Raw genomic sequence first — 16,353 nt, forward strand, 5'->3', positions numbered from 1 at the left:
CACCTGGGCAAGGATCGATCCTGCCGTGACTGACGACACCCCCATTGCCAGCGAATCGCCGGAGCGGCAGCGGGCAGCGTGGATGGCAGCAGCCCAGGATGGCGATAAGCGTGCCTATGAGCGCGTGCTGGCGAGTTCGGTGCCGTTGATCCGCGCCGCGGCGCGGCGCCGGGGCGTGGCGGTGGACACGCTCGATGACGTGGTGCAGGAGACCTTGTTGACCGTGCATCGCGTTCGTCACACCTATGACCCCAGCCGCTCCTACGACGCCTGGCTCAGTGCCATCGCCAGCCGCCGTGCGATCGATACCTTGCGCAGCCACGGCCGCCGCGGCCGGCACGAGCTTCACGACGAGCGCGCGGTGGAGGTGCACCCCGGCGTGGATGATGCCACCGCCGCGACCGAGCGCGACCAGGACGCGCGCCGTCTGCGCGAGGCCATCGCGACGTTGCCGCCGGGGCAGCGCGAGGCCATCGAGCAGCTCGGTCTGAAGGAGCACAGCCTGGCCGAAGCGGCGGAGCATACGGGTCGCCAGCCCGGTGCGCTTAAAGTGAATCTGCACCGCGCCTTGAAGGCGCTACGTACCCGTTTCCATGGAGACCCCTGAGCATCATGTCCGAGCCGCGACTCACGGAGTCACTGATCCAGTCACTGGGCGAACAGCTCACGCCGGTGCGACGCCTGCCGTCGCCGTGGCTGCGCACGCTTGGCTGGTTGCTGGCGGTAGCGGCGATCGCGGCGTGGCTGCTGGCGCACTACGGTATTACCCACATGCTTCAGCGCTGGAGCGGCCAGCCTGATATCGCCTTGGCCGGCATCGGGGCGGCCGTGACGGCCGTGTGCGCGGCGTGGGCGGCGTTCTCGCTTGGTGTGCCAGGGCGTCCGGCGCGCTGGGCCTGGCTTCCGCTACCGGGCTTGTTGCTGTGGATCGGCGCGAGCGGCGTGGGTTGCCTGCGTGTATGGGTGGCCCCGGCCACCCACATTGCCAGCCTGCACGAAGCGAATGACTGCCTCGTCTTCATTATCAGTTTCTCGGTACCACTTTCGGTGTTGTTGATCTGGCTGCTGCGGCGAGCCTGTCCCCTAAGGCCCGTGCTGACGGCGGTGATGATCGGCCTGGCCAGTGCGGCGGCTTCGGCCAGCTTGCTGGAGATCTGCCACGCCTTCGATGCCGCCGCGACTGACCTGATGATGCATGCCTTGGCAGTGGCCATGGTGGTCGCCGCCAATGCCGCCATGGGTGGTCGCCTGCTGCAGCCCGCGCTGAAGTAACCACCGCCCGGGCATCAAGCCCGCGGGCATGGGGAAGTCGAGCCTCTCCAGAAGGGTGGTGCAATGCGACATAGCCGCGCGATCAGTCCCTGCAATCGCCGCTGCGCACCGCCCTGGAGTCTGGCGGATCATGAGACTGGCCCGATGGCGCGCGACTAGGTGCAGGCAGGCAATCCCGGTGGGCAGCGCAGCAATCCCAAAGTCGAGCCTCTCGCCTGTTGATATTGACGCTGAACAGCCGTCTCGTCGGGTCACATCCCTACGCCACGCACAGGTATAACCTTGTCCCGTAGACGGGTGCGGTTGCAGGCGGGGCGCGCTCGGCGGAGGTGGATTCACGGATCAGGGACGAACCGTTCGCATCGGGCAGGACTGCTGATGTGGCGTGGCCGGAACCGACGAACTCGGTACCGGATCGCCGATGCCGCTCGGGATGGACGGCAACGGTAGCTCCATGGAAGTGCGGCGATGTCGCACGGTTACCCCACCAATTCAGGAGATATGTACCCATGAAAGTATCCCGTTACACCGTACTCGCCCTCGCGACTGCCGTCGCCTTCGGCGTGGCCATGTCGCCTGTCATGGCGCAGAACACGCCCCCGCCGCAGTCTGCGACGGACGCCAGCAAGGACGCGATGAAGTCCAGTTCGGATGCGATGAAGTCCAGTTCGGATGCCATGAAATCATCCAGCGATGCGATGAAGAGCACTGCGGAAGAGCCAAAATCCGCCACCGAAACCAAGAGCACCCATCACAAGAAGCACAGCGCTCCCAAGAAGGACGCCGCCACCCCACCCGCCAGTGGTGGTTGAGGTCGGCCGTGATTGAACCGGCTCGCCTGTCGTAAGGATCGAGCCGTCGAGGGCATGGTGCAGCACGCCGCGGCATGCCGCGGGGTGAACACCATGCCCTCTTTGTGTGCGACGGACGCGTGTGTTCCGGGGTGGGGCGTGCCGGCGCCGGCTGGCGCCTGGCTTGACGTAGCCTTCAGGCCAGGGCGTTATACTGCCCCCGCGCCATCCCGCGCATCGATCCCGCATCGAGGCAACCGCACTTGAGTCCGACTTCCCATCGCAGCGCCAAATCCGCCACCACGGCGGTCCTTCGTCAGCACGTAATCGACGCCCTAGACGAACTGAAAGCCAAGGACATTCGAGAAATCGACGTTCGCGGCAAAACCTCCATCGCCGATCTGCTGGTTATCGCCTCAGGCACCTCGGCACGCCATGTCAAATCCATTGCCGACGAAGTCGTCAAGTTCGCCAAGAAGGCGGGCGTGATGCCGTTGGGCGTGGAAGGCGAGCAGGAAGCCGAATGGGTGCTGGTCGACCTCGGCGACGTGATCGTCCATGTCATGCTGCCGCGTATCCGCGAGTTCTATGGCCTGGAAAGGCTGTGGACCGTGGGTGACCGCGACGCTCATATCGAAGCCGTCAGCGCGGGCTAATCGCCCGCGTAGTGGCGGTACTTGCGCCGCGCCGCTGCTGAAGCGTGCGCGTGCTGTTTCGTTTTCTCCCTCTTTGGCATCTACGAATGCGCGCCCGCCTGATCGCCGTCGGTGAACGCATGCCCGCCTGGGTAGCCGAGGGTTTTGCCGAGTACCGCAAGCGGCTGTCGCATGACTTGCCGCTGGAATTGATCGAACTGAAGCCTGGCACGCGCGGCAAGGGGCGCGATGACACGCGCGCGATTCAGGACGAGGGCGCGGCGATCCTTGCGGCACTGCCACGTGACATCCACGTAGTCGCACTGGATGGGCGAGGCAAGACCTGGTCCAGCGAAGAACTTGCCGCGCAACTGGAAAAGTGGCGCATGTCCGGCCGTGATCTGGCCTTTCTCATTGGCGGCCCCGATGGTCACGCGCCCGAGGTATTGGCGCGCTCGGACCAGCAGTGGTCACTCGGTCCGCTTACACTGCCGCATATGTTGGTGAGGCTTGTATTGGCCGAGCAGTTGTATCGCGCTACGACACTGCTGTCTGGTCATCCTTACCATCGCGCCTGACGTCGGCCGCATCAAGTCCCTGGTGATGTGACGGCGCGAGCACTCACTTTCCACAAGGAACGCCCCATGTCTTACACGGTACGTCAGGCGACGATCCACGACCTCGACATCGTTGTGCCGTTGTTCGACGGCTACCGTCAGTTCTATGGCAAGCCTGGGGACCTAGAGCTGGCGCGGCGCTTTCTGCATGAGCGGCTGCAGTATCAAGACTCGGTCGTGTTGCTCGCCATCGACGAGGAAGGGCGCGGCATAGGCTTTACCCAGTTGTATCCGTTGTTTTCATCGGTGCGAGCCGCGCGCACTTATCTGCTCAATGATCTTTTCGTGGTGCCAGTCGCGCGCCGTGCTGGCGTCGCCGTTGCCCTCATGCGTGAGGCCGGTGATTTTGCGCGCGCCATGGGCGCGGTTGCCATGTCGTTATCTACGGCCCATACCAACACGTCCGCGCAGCGATTGTATGAATCGCTTGGCTGGAAACGCGATGAACATTTTCGCGAATACAACCTTCCACTGTAAGTGGATTCCTGGCTCAGACCTTTGTCTAAGTACGGCAATTGATGGGCGCATGGCGGGTTACCATCGGTGGAATGTGTGCAGGAGAAATCACCATGGATAAGCGTATTGGTCACGCGGGATTGGCCAGCCGAATCATGACGGCGGCCCAGGCCGCCGAACTGATCGACCCCGGCATGACGATAGGCATGAGCGGCTTTACCGGTGCCGGTTATCCCAAGGCTGTGCCGAAGGCGCTGGCCGATCGAATGATGGCCACGCACGGCCACGGCGATCCGTTCCGCGTTCGCGTGCTGACTGGTGCTTCAACCGCACCTGAGCTCGATGGTGCGCTCGCTCGCGCCGATGGCATCGACATGCGTTTGCCGTATCAGTCCGATCCCGAGTTGCGTGCGCGCATCAATCGCGGCGAAATGGATTATCTCGATATCCACCTGAGCCATGTCGCGCAGTACGCCTGGTTTGGTTTCTTCGGCAAGCTCGACCTGGCGGTCATCGAGGCAACGGCCATCCTGCCGGATGGCAGTCTGTTGCCGTCCTCGTCGGTGGGCAACAACAAGACCTGGCTGGACCTTGCCGACAAGGTCATCATCGAGGTCAATCACTGGCAACCGCTCGAAATGGACGGTATGCACGATATCTACTACGGCACGGCTTTGCCGCCGCACCGCAGGCCGATACCGTTGATCAAGCCGGACGACCGCATCGGTGAGCCTTATCTGCGCTGCGATCCGGCCAAGGTCATCGCCGTCGTGGAAACGAATGCGCCGGACCGCAACAGCGCGTTTGCACCCATCGATGAAACGTCGAAGCGCATCGCTGGCCATCTGATCGAGTTCTTCCGTCATGAGATTGTGAAGGGGCGTCTCAGCCCGCAGCTGTTGCCCCTGCAATCCGGTGTCGGCAATATCGCCAATGCCGTGCTTGCCGGCTTGCAGGAAGGCGGTTTCAGCGGCTTGACCGCGTATACCGAAGTGATCCAGGACGGCATGCTCGACCTGCTCGCCAACGGTGTGGTGAGCAGTGCATCGGCGACCTCGTTCTCGCTCAGCCCAGCGGGTATCGAGCGCTTCCTGGCGGACATCGAGTTCTTCCGCAAGCGCATCATTCTGCGCACGCAGGAAATCTCCAATCATCCGGAGCTGGTGCGACGCCTGGGCTGCATCGCCATGAATGGCATGGTTGAGGCCGATATTTACGGCAACGTCAATTCCACGCACGTGGCGGGCACCAGCATCATCAACGGTATTGGTGGCTCCGGCGACTTCGCGCGCAACGGCTTCCTGTCCTGCTTTCTCACGCCCAGCACCGCGAAAAACGGCGCGATTTCCTGCCTGGTGCCGATGGTCAGCCATGTGGACCACACCGAGCACGACGTGGCCGTGCTGGTGACCGAGCAGGGCCTCGCCGACTTGCGTGGATTGTCGCCGCGGCAACGCGCCAAGGTGATTATCGAACGCTGTGCGCATCCCACTTATCGTCCGCTGCTGCAGGATTACTTCGAGCGGGCCTTGCGCGACAGCCGCGGCAAGCACACGCCGCATCTGCTCGCCGAGGCGTTGGCCTGGCACGAGCGATTTCTCGAAACGGGCGATATGCGGCCAAAATAGGCCGCGCGTCGCCCAACGGACCCGGACACTCCATGCTCTATCTCGCCTCCCAGTCACCACGCCGTCGCCAATTGCTCGAACAAATAGGCGTCGACTTCCGCACCGTTGAGGTGGACGTGCCCGAACAGCGCGCCATCGCAGAATCGCCACGCGAGTACGTGAGCCGCGTGGCTCGCGAGAAGGCGCTGGCCGGGCTCGCCGCGTTAGGAGACGCCAGCGCGGTCGTGCTTGGGGCCGATACGGAAGTGGTGCTCGATGACGAGGTGTTCGGCAAACCGGCGGACGCGGCCGATGCTGCAACCATGCTGCGGCGACTGTCCGGGCGCGTGCATGAGGTGATTTCCACCGTATGGTTAATCAGTCATCAGGGGGAGTGGAGCGATACCAGCGTGTCACGCGTGCGCATGCCTGAGCTGGATGCCGCCACCATCAAGGCCTATATCGCCACGGGCGAGGCGTTTGGCAAGGCGGGTGCGTACGCGATCCAGGGGCACGGCGCGAAGTTGATCGAACACCTCGATGGGAGCCACTCGGGTGTCATGGGGCTGCCAATCTTCGAAACGGCGCGCCTGCTGCGCGCGCGCTCTTTAATAACAGCCTAACTGGCGGAGGTCATCACAAACCACGACACCACGGCGAGCAGGTTGTTCATGCTGTGAGCCAGGACGGCCGGCCAGATCGAACCCGACTGCACGCGTAGCCAGCCGAGCAGCAATCCCAGCAGCGCCAGGTTGGGCAGCGCGTACCAGAGAAACGACAGATCGGGCAGGTGGACGCAGGCGAAGAAGATGGCGGTGACCACGATCGCCCAGCCGCTTCCCACGTATCGGGCGATCGACGAAAGCAGCACACCGCGAAACAACAGTTCTTCCACCAGCGGGCCGATGCTCACCACCAGCAGTGCGAGAGGGATGCGCAAGGGCAGGGAGATATGGGCGCCGAGCTGCTTGATGTCCTGGCTGACCTCGTGCCCCTGCGCCACCCACTGCGTCAGCATGCCGCCGACGAAGGGCGTGGCCAGTCCAAGTACCAGGGCCAGGAGATACATGGCCGGCTGTTTCGACATGGCAAAGCCGAAACCGGGTAGCTCGGCTTTGGCCCATAACTGCGGCCACCAGCGTCGCACCAGATGCAGGATCGCGGCGGCTGCCACCAGCAGCGTGGCGATGACGGCGATGGCGCTCGCGTCCGAATGGGCCAGCCATGCGCGCCCACTCGTAATGATCGAGGTGACATCACCGCCGTGCTGCGCGAGAGCCACGAGGCCCGCGGCGAGACCGATAACGGCCGCAACGGAAAGCTGAAGCGCAAAGTACAGGGCGATCAGGCCGAGGGCATACCAGACGCCGGGCGCCAAGGCGGTAAGAGCGGGTGACGGTGGCGAAATGGGGGCGTAGTTCGGATGGTTCGCATCCATCGACGGTGGGTCCTGCGGGCGAGCGTCCAGATGATTTTCGCCAGGACGCAACGCGCTCGTCATCTGGCGTCCCCACGCTAGCCTCTGCCGCCGGATGGGCGCAATCCTGCCCTTTGGCACGGTCAAGCCACGGCTTGCGCAGCGTTCACAAAGTCGCCCTGTATAGTTGCAGCACGTTCCAAGGAGGAAACTGGCGCTTCGGTGCCGACGTATGTTTGCTTTCGACTGGCTGGCCGATCCTACTGCCTGGGCCGGTCTCCTCACCCTGGTGGTGCTGGAGATCGTGCTTGGCATCGACAATCTCGTCTTCATTGCGATCCTCGCCGACAAGCTACCGGCACGGGAGCGCGACAAGGCCCGCGTGCTCGGCCTCTCGCTGGCCCTGGTCATGCGCCTGGCGCTGCTGGGAGCGATGTCATGGCTGGTGAAACTCACCGCGCCAATCATCGCCTGGCAGGGCATCGCGTTTTCGTGGCGCGACATCATCCTGCTGCTGGGTGGCGCCTTCCTGCTGTTCAAGGCCACCGTGGAGCTGCACGAGCGGCTGGAGGCGGATGACGACCACGATGCGGCCAAGCGCGCGCCGGCCCAGTTCTGGCTGGTGGTGGCGCAGATCGTGGCGCTCGATGCCGTGTTCTCGCTCGACTCGGTGATTACGGCCGTCGGCATGGTCGATCACCTGTCCGTGATGATGGTGGCGGTGGTGATTGCGATGATCCTGATGATCAGCGCGAGCAAGCCGCTCACCCACTTCGTCAACGCGCGACCGACGGTGGTGATCCTGTGCCTGTCGTTCCTGCTGATGATCGGCTTCAGCCTGGTGGCCGAAGCGTTCGGTTTCCATATCCCGAAGGGTTATCTGTACGCGGCGATCGGCTTCTCGATCATGATCGAGGTGTTCAACCAGACCATGCGCCGCAATCGCCGACGCAGCCTGTTCAGCAGCGCGCGTACCTTGCGTGATCGCACCGCCATGGCCGTGCTGAACCTGCTGGGCGGCACCGGCAGTGATGACGAGAAGGACGCCGCGCATACGGCAACCACGACCGTGGTCGGCAGCGCGGCCATGTTCGGCAAGGACGAACTGGCGATGGTGCAGGGCGTGCTGGACCTGGCGCACCGGCCGGTGCGCTCCATCATGACGCCGCGCCCCGAGATCAACTGGATCGATCCGCGTGAAAGCGCCGAGCAACTGCGCGCCGAAGTCACCTCTTCCAGTCATGCCTGGCTGCCCGTGGCGGGTGACGATCTCGACCAGTTGGTCGGCGTAGCCTCCTCACGCGACCTGCTGGCGAGCCTGCTCGAACACGGGCAGATCGACGTCGACAACGTCGTGCGCAAGCCGCTCACCGTGCTGGAGTCGCTCAGCGTACTGCGGCTGATCGAAGAGTTTCGCCGCTCGCCGCTGCAAGTGGCCCTGGTGGTGGATGAGTACGGCAGCGTGCTTGGGCTGGTGACGCCCACCGATGTGCTTGAAGTGATTGCCGGTGAATTTCCCGATGACGAAAGCGGTGATCCTTCGTTCGTGCAGGAAAGCGACGGCAGCTGGATGCTCGACGCGAGCCTGGACCTGCGGCGAGTCGAGCACATGCTCGGCTTCAAGCTCAGCGGCGACGACAGCTTTTCCACGCTGGCCGGCTATGTGCTGCAACAGCTGGGACGCTTGCCCAGCGCGGGTGACAGCTTCACCAGCGAAGGCTTGCGCTTCGAAGTGGTGACGATGGACGGGGCGCGCATCGAGCGTCTCAAGGTCACGCCGGTCGGCGATTAGATGTGGCTGTGACTCCTTCTCCCCTCCGGGGAGAAGGTTGGGATGAGGGGCAGGTGCTCGCGGTCACGCGTTGATCGAGCGATATGGCCAGCGTGCCGCTTACGCAGCGGGCGGCACCCTAGCGACCACGCTCAATTGTCGCGCTGTCTCGAGCACTCGCCCCTCATCCCAACCTTCTCCCCGGCGGGGAGAAGGCGCAGAGGCCGCGCAACCGGAGCGCCAGGCCGCAAAGGGCCGGCGCCTAGCCCGCGAGCAAGGCTCGGAACAGTCCGATGACACCCAGCACCAACATCACCGCCCATCCGGCGGAAGCCACCATGAAGCCGGGGCCACGCTTGGCCGGGTCCTTCAGATAGGCCACGGCATACCACACGCGGCCAAATACCCAGACCAGCCCGGCCACGCTGCCCCACAGGGCAAAGCCATACTGCACGGCCAGCCAAAGCGTGGGCAGGAAGATCACGGTGGATTCCAGCGTGTTCATCTGCACGCGCCAGGCCCGATCGAAGCCCGGATGGCCGCTGATCGCCGGTGCCTTGATGCCGTACTTTTCTCGTGCCTTGCCGGTGGCCCACACGGTGCCGACTTGCAGCAGGATGGTAAGTAGGACAACGACGGCGGGCAGATGCTGGATCATGAGGGACTCTCGTAAAAAGGTGGCCCACTGTAGCCATCGGATACACGTAGCGGGAGTAGGCGCAAGGCGCTATCGTCACCCGGTCACCACTGTGGTGTGCCACCGAGGGCCGTCATATGGACTGGCAAAAGGGCGAGCGCAGTGAGAACGTCGAGGTCGATAGCGGTGGCGGCGGCGGTCCGCGCTTCGGCGGTGGTCGCGGCATGGGCATCGGCGGCATCATCATCCTGGCGATCCTGGGCGTGGTGTTCTTCAAGGACCCCACGGCCTTGCTCAACCAGGCGGACAACGGCGGCCAGGTCGCCGCGCCCACCGGCGAGCCGGCCCAGGTCGATCCGCAAACCAAGGATTTCGTCAGCGCGATTCTGGGCTCCACCGAAAAGACCTGGGGCGACATTTTTGCGGCGCATGGCCAGCAATACGTGGATCCCAAGCTGGATCTGTTCAGTGGCGGCGTGAATACCGCCTGCGGTTCGGCGTCGACCGCGGTCGGACCGTTCTACTGTCCTGGCGACCAGAAAGTGTATCTGGACGTCGCGTTCTTTCAGGAGTTGGAGAACCGCTTCCATGCGTCGGGCGATTTCGCGCGGGCTTACGTGATTGCGCATGAAGTCGGCCACCACGTGCAGAACCTCACGGGCGTGTTCGACCAGGTGGAGCAGGCGCGTCGTCGCGGCGCACGGATGGAAGGCGCTGACGGCTTGTCGGTGCGGCAGGAACTGCAGGCCGACTGTTTTGCCGGCGTCTGGGCCAATCACAGCCAGCAGCGCTTGCAGTGGCTGCAGCCGGGCGACATCGAGTCGGCGCTCAACGCGGCCAGCAAGATTGGCGACGACGCATTGCAGCAGCAGGCACAAGGCCGGGTGGTGCCCGACTCCTTCACCCATGGCACCTCGGCGCAGCGCGTGCAGTGGTTCCGTACCGGCTTCGAGAGCGGCGATATGGCCAGCTGCAATACGTTTGCCGGCCCGCTCTAGGCGCATCCATGGCTGCCGACGCACGAAGGCCCGTCACCTGCGGGCCGTGGTCGTTCTAAAATGGCGCTGCTGCACGCCTTGGGGTGTGCCTTAGAACGACTGCATGCTGCATCCCTGCCTACGTTGCGGCGCTTGCTGCGCCTATTTCCGCGTGGCCTTTCACTGGTCAGAGGCGGACGCGTCCCTGGGCGGCGTGGTTCCGCCAGAGCTGACCGAAACGCTCGATCCGCATCGATTGGTCATGCGTGGCACTCAGGCGTCGAAGCCGCGTTGCGTGGGCTTGCAAGGTACGGTGGGGGAGGCTGCGCATTGCGGCATTTACGAGGGACGGCCGTCGGTTTGTCGCGAGGTGCAGCCATCCTGGGAGTTTGGGGCGCTCAGTCTCCAGTGCGACAAGGCACGCAGTGCGCACGGATTACCGGTGCTGACGCCGGCGGACTGGCCTGAGCCAACCGGCGCCGATGCGGCGTAGGCATCTCAGGGCTCTTGATCCACATAGGGGTTAGCGCCCGCTGGGTGCGCCCACCTCATTCTGGAAGGCGAGTACGAACTGCTTCAAGTCGTTCTCATTGACGTCCGAGATGGCCGCGTACTGCATGCCATCGGCGCGCCAACGAATCACCGTATAGCCGTGTCGCTGCGTTTGCACCTGTGCGGTCGCCGCGGCCTCCGTTGGCCACTGGTAGAGGTTGATGACATGCAGGCGCCGCTTGTAGATCAGTGCGGCGACACCGTGGCCGTCGACAGCATCCAGCCGCCCGCCGACAAGCGGGAAGCCTTCGCTGGCAAGATCCTTCACGCGTGGCGAGAAATCCAGCTTGCCCTCGAACCAAGGCTTGACCGTGTGTTGATCGGTCGACACGACATCCATCAAATGCTGTTCCTGCAGCGAGCGGACATGGCCCGAGATCACCTCGGCCACGACCTGATCGTCGCCCAGGGCCGGCTGCCGCCACACGTGGAACCAGGCCGGACTGGTGACAAGCAGGGCGCCTGCGAAGCCGGCGGCCATGGCGAAGGCGAGCGGTGCGCGGCGGCGCGGTGGCCGCGAGGTCACCGTCATAGCGGGCCTGGCCGCACTCCAGCGCTCGCGCAATGCTTCCGGTGCGCGCCGATACAGGGATGGTTGCGCGAGCGCCTTGTGCAGGGTGGCATACGTGCCGTAGCGGGCCGTGCAGGCGGCACAGTCCTGCATATGCTGCGCGACGGCCGCGCTATTGGCCGCGTCGAGTTCGTCGTCCAGATAGGCATGTAGGAGCAGCCTGGCGTCATCGCACATCATGGCGACGTACCTCCTTGGGTCGGCAGGTCAGTTCGGTCTTCAGCCGTTCGCGGGCACGCGCCAGTCGCGACATGACCGTGCCGATTTTCTGTTCGGTGATCGCAGCGATCTCCTTGTACGAGCACTCTTCCAGCTCGCGCAGCACGATCACTTCGCGCAGCGGTGGCGGCAGATGCTCCAGTGCGATCTGCAGTGCACCTACATCCACGGCGAGCAGCGTCAGAGTTTCTGGTGAAGGGCCTTCATCCACCAGCGGATGCGCGTCGTCGTCCAGCGAGGCGCGCAGGGCCTCCTGGGGTATTTTCGTACGCAGTGTGTAAAACGTGTTTCGCACGATGGCGAGCAACCAGACCCGAGCATCGCCGCCATGGAAGCTGTCGAAATAGCGCAGCGCACGAAGCATGGCTTCCTGCACCACGTCCTGTGCGTCCGCATCGTCGTGGGCGAGCCAGCGCGCGAGGTTGTAGGCGGCATCGAGGTACGGCAACACGAGCGACTCGAAGCGAGTGCTTCTCGCTGGGTCGTGGCTCGGCGATCCGACGGACGACTCGATGGGCATAAGAGGGATACCTCTGCTGGCGTCACTTTATTCCAAGTCCGTGTTGCGAGCGTGCAAACGACGATGGGTGGGAATAGATCCCCGGGTCTCCCGGTAATGCACGGTGAGGGGCAAGTTGGATCGACGCCCGCATTCCGAATGGCCGCACGGCCACCCAGCCTGGAGATACCGATCATGCGAGACCCAGAAGACAACGAAGTCGGCGGCCGACGCCAGTTCCTCAAATGCATGGCCTGGGCGGGGGCGGGCACGCTATGGCTAATGAAGGGCGGCGTGCTGCATGCCCAGCCCCTGGGCGATGGAGGCGCTGCAGCAGCGGCAGACTCCAGTTTTAGCTTCGTTCAAATCAGCGATTCGCATATTGGTTTTCACAAGGCGCCAAACATGGATGTGGCAGCCACGCTTCGCGCGTCGCTGACGATGGTCAATGCCCAGCCGATACGGCCGGATTTCATGCTGCACACGGGCGATCTTACCCATCTATCGAAACCCGAAGAGTTCGATACGCTGGCCGAACTCATGCGCGAGGCACGTACCGACAAGGTGTTCTACGTACCTGGCGAACACGACGTGATTGGCGACAACGGCGCCGAGTTTTTTCGCCGCTTTGGCGAGCGGCAGCAGTCCGGTGGCTGGTACAGCTTCGATCATCGCGGCGTGCACTTTGTCGGCCTGATCAATGTGCTGAATCTCCAGGCAGGCGGGCTCGGCTCGCTGGGTGCGGAGCAGCTGGCGTGGCTGAAAAAGGATCTGGCGGGTCGCTCCGCCGAGACGCCGCTGGTGGTATTTGCGCATATGCCGTTGTGGCCGCTGTATCCGCCGTGGGGCTGGGGCACGGACGACAGCGCCGAGGCGATGGGATACCTGCGCAGGTTCGGTTCGGTCAGTGTGCTCAATGGCCATATCCACCAGATCCAGCAGAAGGTGGAGGGCAACATCACGTTCTACACGGCGCGTTCCACTGCTTACCCGCAACCAGCGCCGGGCGTGGGGCCGGCCCCGGGGCCGCTGAAGGATATTGCGCCGGATGCGCTGCATGGCTACCTCGGCATCCGCGAGGTGCGCCATGTGAAGGGTGGTCACGTGCTCGCAATTACCGACGAGGCCATGTCATGAATACAGTGCGAAACCAGCTTGCAGCGCTGTTGCTCGGCGCGGGCTACCTTGGCCTGCCTGCCATGGCGGCGGACCTATCAGGCGCCATGAAGGCGAAGACGTTTCAGGTCGAGATACGCAACTTCGCCTTCGCGCCGCATACGTTGACGGTGCCGGTCGGTACACGCGTCGTGTGGACCAATCGGGATGACGAACCTCACCTCATCACCAGCGCGGGTGCGATGTTTGCTCCCTCGAAGGCCTTGGATACCAGCGACAGCTATGCCGTCACGTTCGCCAAGCCCGGCACGTATGCGTACTACTGCTCGATACACCCGATGATGGTCGGAACCATCATCGTGCAGTGAGCGGTGCGCTTGCGCCGTCGAAGCGATAGATATCCATCGCGAGCAGGCCGTACTCGATGCCTGCATCTATGCGTTCGGCATATGCGGCATGGCCGGCCGCGCCCAGCGCCACGAAAAGCGGCAGCAGGTGTTCGTCGGTGGGGTGTGCCTGTTCGGCAAACGGTGACTGGCGGCGATAGTCGAGCAGGGCATCCACGTCGCCTTCCGTCAGCTTGCGCTCGATCCATTCGATGAACGGGCGCACGTAGGGCGCTTCGCGTTCCTCGCTATAGCCGGCGCGGAAGTCGTGCAGGTTGTGCGTGATGCTGCCTGAGCCGATCACCAGCACGCCCTCGTCACGCAGCGGCGCCAGCGCGCGACCCACGGCGTACTGATGCGCCGGCCCCAGCGCGGGCTGGATCGACATCGGTACGACCGGAATATCGGCTTCGGGGTAAAGCAGGCGCATCGGCACCCAGGCGCCGTGGTCGAGCCCATGCGTGGGGTCCAGTGTGGTGGGCAAGCCGGCCTTGTCGAGCAATTCGGTGACACGCGCGGCCAGTTCCGGAGCGCCGGGCGCCGGGTATTGAATCTCGAACAACTCGCGCGGAAAACCGTAGAAGTCGTGGATGGTTTCCGGCCGCTTGGCGCCGCCGACCTGCGGTTGCCGCGCCAGCCAGTGTGCGGTGGCGATAACCACGGCCTTGGGGCGCGGCAGAGTGCGCGCCAGTTCGGCTAAGCGCTCGCCTATCTGCCGCGGCTGGATCGCGGTCATCGGGGAGCCGTGGGAGATATACAGGCTGGGTAGGGTGGTCATGGCGGTCACTTTGGGGACCACCCTAGGGTAAGGGCGCCGCGCGCATTTGCTGCGTGCTTATGGTGAACGATGAGTCACAGCAGTCGAACAATCGGCCCGCCTGCCCGTCATTCCGGCCTATACCGGAATGACGGTTTGTCGAGTGAGCGTGGCTTACTTCGCGCGGCGCGGCGGCTTGCCGCCAGCATGGCCATGCGGACGCGGTTTGAAGCCACCGCCGCCCGGCTTCTTGAAGCCGCCCGGACGGGAACCGCCGCCGGGGCGGCGCGAAGAGGATTCTTCGGCACCGGTGTCGTTGCCGTCCCATTCCTTGATGCGCAGCTGCTGTTGGCTCACCCACACCTTCTGCAGGTGCGTGAACACTTCGGCGGGCATGCCATCGGGCAGGTCGATCAGGCTGTATTCGCCGCGGATGCTCAGGCGACCGATAAAGCCGCTCTCCAGGCCCGCTTCATTGGCGATGGCGCCGATGATGTTGCCCGGTTTTACGCCGTGTTCGTGGCCGACTTCGACGCGATAGGTGCGCTTGCCTTCCTCGGTGTGGTGCGGGCGTACCGGGCGGGCCACGAACTCGCGCGGACCGCTGTCACGATCGCGATCACGCGGGCGATGCTCGCGCTCGCCACGATCATGGCTGCCCGATTCGCGGGTGTGCTCACGCGTGTGCTCGCGCGGGGTGTGCTCGCGCTTCGGCGGCGGCGCCAGCAATAGCGGCTGGCCACCTTGCGCAATCCGCGCCAGGGCGGCGGCAATTTCGATGGCCGGAATGTCGTGTTCCTGCTCGTACTGTTCGATCAACTGCTGGAACAGTTCCAGTTCGCCCAGGGCCACCGTGTCGCTGATGCGCTGCTTGAACTTGGCGATGCGCTGGTCGTTGACCGCCTCCACCGTCGGCAGCTTCATCTCTTCGATGGGCTGGCGGGTGGCACGCTCGATCGCGCGCAGCATGCCTTTCTCGCGCGGCGTGACGAACAGGATCGCCTCGCCACTGCGGCCTGCACGACCGGTGCGGCCGATGCGATGCACGTAGCTTTCCGTGTCGTACGGAATGTCGTAGTTCATTACGTGGCTGATGCGCTCGACGTCGAGACCGCGCGCGGCCACGTCGGTCGCCACCAGGATGTCCAGCTTGCCTTCCTTGAGCTGCTGGATCACGCGCTCACGCTGAGCCTGGGCGATGTCACCGTTGATGGCGGCAGCGGCGAGGCCGCGTGCCTGCAGCTTCTCCGCAAGTTCCTCAGTTGCCTGCTTGGTGCGCGCGAAGATGATCATCGCGTCGAACGGCTCGGCTTCGAGAATGCGCGTCATCGCGTCGAGCTTGTGCATGCCGCTGACGAACCAGTAGCGCTGACGGATATTGGCGGCCGTGGTGGTGGACGACTTGATCGTCACTTCCACCGGCTCTTTCAGATGACGCTGCGCGATCTTGCGAATCGGCGCCGGCATGGTGGCCGAGAACAGCGCGACCTGGCGGGTGGGTGGCGTCGCTTCCAGCACCTTTTCGACATCGTCGATGAAGCCCATGCGGAGCATTTCATCGGCTTCGTCCAGCACCAGGAATTTCAGCTCGGACAGATCCAGCGTGCCGCGATCAAGATGATCGATCACACGGCCGGGCGTGCCGACCACGATATGCACGCCGCGCTTGAGCGAGTGCAACTGCGGGCCATAGCTTTGGCCGCCGTAGATCGGCAGCACCTGCAGGCCGGGCAAATGCGCAGCGTAACGCTGGAACGCTTCGGCGACCTGGATGGCCAGCTCGCGCGTCGGCGCCAGCACCAGCGCCTGCGGCTTGCCGGGCTTGAGGTCGATGCGCGAAAGCAAAGGCAGCGCGAATGCGGCGGTCTTGCCGGTACCGGTCTGCGCCTGGCCGAGTACATCGCGACCTTCCATCAGCGGCGGAATAGTTGCGGCCTGAATCGGCGATGGCGATTCATAACCGACGTCAGTCAGTACGCGCAGCACATCCGGATGAAGGCCAAGCGCAGCGAAGCCGGCGGCTGCCGGCTGGGAATCGGAAGACGGGGAGGACATGGGGGAACCTCGACATGG

At 64.1% G+C, this 16,353-nt stretch carries 19 protein-coding genes; 13 read left to right on the forward strand and 6 right to left on the reverse strand.

The features are described 5' to 3' along the window. Positions 1-82: 82 nt before the first annotated feature. The 8 genes from OUZ30_RS05430 to OUZ30_RS05465 all read left to right on the forward strand — a co-directional run bounded on the left by OUZ30_RS05430 (position 83) and on the right by OUZ30_RS05465 (position 6,001). On the forward strand, positions 83-607 hold the full coding sequence (locus tag OUZ30_RS05430; protein WP_266183106.1) for an RNA polymerase sigma factor: 525 nt from the start codon (positions 83-85) through the stop codon (positions 605-607). A 5-nt stretch (positions 608-612) separates the two neighbouring features. Further along, positions 613-1,272, forward strand: coding sequence for an NrsF family protein (locus OUZ30_RS05435; protein WP_266181178.1), 660 nt, complete (start codon positions 613-615; stop codon positions 1,270-1,272). Positions 1,273-1,781: 509 nt separating this feature from the next. Further along, on the forward strand, positions 1,782-2,084 hold the full coding sequence (locus tag OUZ30_RS05440; protein ID WP_266181179.1) for a hypothetical protein: 303 nt from the start codon (positions 1,782-1,784) through the stop codon (positions 2,082-2,084). Between the two features lie 242 nt (positions 2,085-2,326). Continuing rightward, on the forward strand, positions 2,327-2,719 hold the full coding sequence (gene rsfS, locus OUZ30_RS05445; protein ID WP_266181180.1) for a ribosome silencing factor: 393 nt from the start codon (positions 2,327-2,329) through the stop codon (positions 2,717-2,719). 86 nt (positions 2,720-2,805) lie between these two features. Continuing rightward, positions 2,806-3,276, forward strand: coding sequence for a 23S rRNA (pseudouridine(1915)-N(3))-methyltransferase RlmH (gene rlmH / locus OUZ30_RS05450; protein ID WP_266181181.1), 471 nt, complete (start codon positions 2,806-2,808; stop codon positions 3,274-3,276). 66 nt (positions 3,277-3,342) lie between these two features. Beyond that, entirely contained in the window at positions 3,343-3,792 is a 450-nt protein-coding gene (locus OUZ30_RS05455; protein WP_266181182.1) for a GNAT family N-acetyltransferase, read from the forward strand. 92 nt (positions 3,793-3,884) lie between these two features. Beyond that, positions 3,885-5,399 carry a succinyl-CoA:acetate CoA-transferase ScpC gene (gene scpC / locus OUZ30_RS05460; RefSeq protein ID WP_266181183.1) on the forward strand — a complete coding sequence of 505 codons (1,515 nt, stop codon included), beginning with the start codon at positions 3,885-3,887 and terminating at the stop codon, positions 5,397-5,399. A gap of 32 nt (positions 5,400-5,431) precedes the next feature. After that, complete coding sequence (locus OUZ30_RS05465) at positions 5,432-6,001, forward strand: Maf family protein (protein ID WP_266181184.1); 570 nt, start codon at positions 5,432-5,434, stop codon at positions 5,999-6,001. On the opposite strand, the gene OUZ30_RS05470 is transcribed toward OUZ30_RS05465, so the two are convergent. Then, positions 5,998-6,879 (reverse strand): CPBP family intramembrane glutamic endopeptidase, encoded by an 882-nt coding sequence (locus OUZ30_RS05470; protein ID WP_266181185.1) that lies wholly within the window; start codon positions 6,877-6,879, stop codon positions 5,998-6,000. The two genes, OUZ30_RS05465 and OUZ30_RS05470, sit on opposite strands and share 4 nt — an antisense overlap. A gap of 148 nt (positions 6,880-7,027) precedes the next feature. Here OUZ30_RS05470 and OUZ30_RS05475 point away from each other — a divergent pair, with 148 nt between their 5' ends. Next, a complete protein-coding gene (locus OUZ30_RS05475; RefSeq protein WP_266181186.1) occupies positions 7,028-8,587 on the forward strand; it encodes a TerC family protein in 1,560 nt (519 codons plus the stop codon). Between the two features lie 241 nt (positions 8,588-8,828). Here the strand turns inward: OUZ30_RS05475 and OUZ30_RS05480 are convergent, their stop codons facing one another. Beyond that, the gene (locus OUZ30_RS05480; protein ID WP_283255873.1) at positions 8,829-9,224 is read right to left on the reverse strand and encodes an MAPEG family protein; all 396 of its coding nucleotides are present in this window, start codon (positions 9,222-9,224) and stop codon (positions 8,829-8,831) included. Between the two features lie 116 nt (positions 9,225-9,340). Between OUZ30_RS05480 and ypfJ the strand changes: the two genes are divergently transcribed. Beyond that, complete coding sequence (ypfJ, locus tag OUZ30_RS05485; RefSeq protein WP_266181187.1) at positions 9,341-10,201, forward strand: KPN_02809 family neutral zinc metallopeptidase; 861 nt, start codon at positions 9,341-9,343, stop codon at positions 10,199-10,201. Positions 10,202-10,304: 103 nt separating this feature from the next. Continuing rightward, positions 10,305-10,673: a YkgJ family cysteine cluster protein gene (locus OUZ30_RS05490; RefSeq protein ID WP_266181188.1), complete on the forward strand. Its 369-nt coding sequence runs from the start codon at positions 10,305-10,307 to the stop codon at positions 10,671-10,673. A 30-nt stretch (positions 10,674-10,703) separates the two neighbouring features. Here OUZ30_RS05490 and OUZ30_RS05495 read toward each other — a convergent pair whose 3' ends face one another. Continuing rightward, complete coding sequence (locus OUZ30_RS05495; protein ID WP_266181189.1) at positions 10,704-11,483, reverse strand: anti-sigma factor family protein; 780 nt, start codon at positions 11,481-11,483, stop codon at positions 10,704-10,706. Continuing rightward, the gene (locus tag OUZ30_RS05500) at positions 11,470-11,973 is read right to left on the reverse strand and encodes a sigma-70 family RNA polymerase sigma factor (RefSeq protein ID WP_266181190.1); all 504 of its coding nucleotides are present in this window, start codon (positions 11,971-11,973) and stop codon (positions 11,470-11,472) included. The genes OUZ30_RS05495 and OUZ30_RS05500 overlap by 14 nt, the downstream gene beginning before the upstream one ends. A 243-nt stretch (positions 11,974-12,216) precedes the next feature. On the opposite strand from OUZ30_RS05500, the gene OUZ30_RS05505 reads away from it, so the two are divergent. Together OUZ30_RS05505 and OUZ30_RS05510 are read left to right on the forward strand one after the other, a co-directional pair. After that, positions 12,217-13,158: a metallophosphoesterase family protein gene (locus OUZ30_RS05505; protein ID WP_266181192.1), complete on the forward strand. Its 942-nt coding sequence runs from the start codon at positions 12,217-12,219 to the stop codon at positions 13,156-13,158. Continuing rightward, positions 13,155-13,505 carry a cupredoxin domain-containing protein gene (locus OUZ30_RS05510; protein WP_266181193.1) on the forward strand — a complete coding sequence of 117 codons (351 nt, stop codon included), beginning with the start codon at positions 13,155-13,157 and terminating at the stop codon, positions 13,503-13,505. Before OUZ30_RS05505 ends, OUZ30_RS05510 begins: the two co-directional genes overlap by 4 nt. Here OUZ30_RS05510 and OUZ30_RS05515 read toward each other — a convergent pair. Next, positions 13,492-14,301, reverse strand: coding sequence for a dioxygenase family protein (locus tag OUZ30_RS05515; protein ID WP_266181194.1), 810 nt, complete (start codon positions 14,299-14,301; stop codon positions 13,492-13,494). The two genes, OUZ30_RS05510 and OUZ30_RS05515, sit on opposite strands and share 14 nt — an antisense overlap. A 153-nt stretch (positions 14,302-14,454) precedes the next feature. Then, positions 14,455-16,335 (reverse strand): DEAD/DEAH box helicase, encoded by a 1,881-nt coding sequence (locus OUZ30_RS05520; RefSeq protein WP_266181195.1) that lies wholly within the window; start codon positions 16,333-16,335, stop codon positions 14,455-14,457. Positions 16,336-16,353: the final 18 nt, after the last annotated feature.

Origin of the sequence: Dyella humicola (genome assembly GCF_026283945.1) — a bacterium.
In the GTDB taxonomy this organism is placed as follows: domain Bacteria; phylum Pseudomonadota; class Gammaproteobacteria; order Xanthomonadales; family Rhodanobacteraceae; genus Dyella; species Dyella humicola.

What these genes read in the sequence shown, in the direction of transcription:
- OUZ30_RS05510 (WP_266181193.1), top strand. Translation starts at nt 13,155, where the DNA reads ATGAATACAGTGCGAAACCAGCTTGCAGCGCTGTTGCTCGGCGCGGGC.
- OUZ30_RS05430 (WP_266183106.1), top strand. Translation starts at nt 83, where the DNA reads ATGGCAGCAGCCCAGGATGGCGATAAGCGTGCCTATGAGCGCGTGCTG.
- OUZ30_RS05470 (WP_266181185.1), bottom strand. Translation starts at nt 6,879, where the DNA reads ATGACGAGCGCGTTGCGTCCTGGCGAAAATCATCTGGACGCTCGCCCG.
- OUZ30_RS05495 (WP_266181189.1), bottom strand. Translation starts at nt 11,483, where the DNA reads ATGATGTGCGATGACGCCAGGCTGCTCCTACATGCCTATCTGGACGAC.
- OUZ30_RS05480 (WP_283255873.1), bottom strand. Translation starts at nt 9,224, where the DNA reads ATGATCCAGCATCTGCCCGCCGTCGTTGTCCTACTTACCATCCTGCTG.
- OUZ30_RS05520 (WP_266181195.1), bottom strand. Translation starts at nt 16,335, where the DNA reads ATGTCCTCCCCGTCTTCCGATTCCCAGCCGGCAGCCGCCGGCTTCGCT.
- OUZ30_RS05475 (WP_266181186.1), top strand. Translation starts at nt 7,028, where the DNA reads ATGTTTGCTTTCGACTGGCTGGCCGATCCTACTGCCTGGGCCGGTCTC.
- ypfJ (WP_266181187.1), top strand. Translation starts at nt 9,341, where the DNA reads ATGGACTGGCAAAAGGGCGAGCGCAGTGAGAACGTCGAGGTCGATAGC.
- rlmH (WP_266181181.1), top strand. Translation starts at nt 2,806, where the DNA reads ATGCGCGCCCGCCTGATCGCCGTCGGTGAACGCATGCCCGCCTGGGTA.
- OUZ30_RS05455 (WP_266181182.1), top strand. Translation starts at nt 3,343, where the DNA reads ATGTCTTACACGGTACGTCAGGCGACGATCCACGACCTCGACATCGTT.
- OUZ30_RS05490 (WP_266181188.1), top strand. Translation starts at nt 10,305, where the DNA reads ATGCTGCATCCCTGCCTACGTTGCGGCGCTTGCTGCGCCTATTTCCGC.
- OUZ30_RS05440 (WP_266181179.1), top strand. Translation starts at nt 1,782, where the DNA reads ATGAAAGTATCCCGTTACACCGTACTCGCCCTCGCGACTGCCGTCGCC.
- OUZ30_RS05505 (WP_266181192.1), top strand. Translation starts at nt 12,217, where the DNA reads ATGCGAGACCCAGAAGACAACGAAGTCGGCGGCCGACGCCAGTTCCTC.
- OUZ30_RS05515 (WP_266181194.1), bottom strand. Translation starts at nt 14,301, where the DNA reads ATGACCACCCTACCCAGCCTGTATATCTCCCACGGCTCCCCGATGACC.
- scpC (WP_266181183.1), top strand. Translation starts at nt 3,885, where the DNA reads ATGGATAAGCGTATTGGTCACGCGGGATTGGCCAGCCGAATCATGACG.
- OUZ30_RS05435 (WP_266181178.1), top strand. Translation starts at nt 613, where the DNA reads ATGTCCGAGCCGCGACTCACGGAGTCACTGATCCAGTCACTGGGCGAA.
- OUZ30_RS05465 (WP_266181184.1), top strand. Translation starts at nt 5,432, where the DNA reads ATGCTCTATCTCGCCTCCCAGTCACCACGCCGTCGCCAATTGCTCGAA.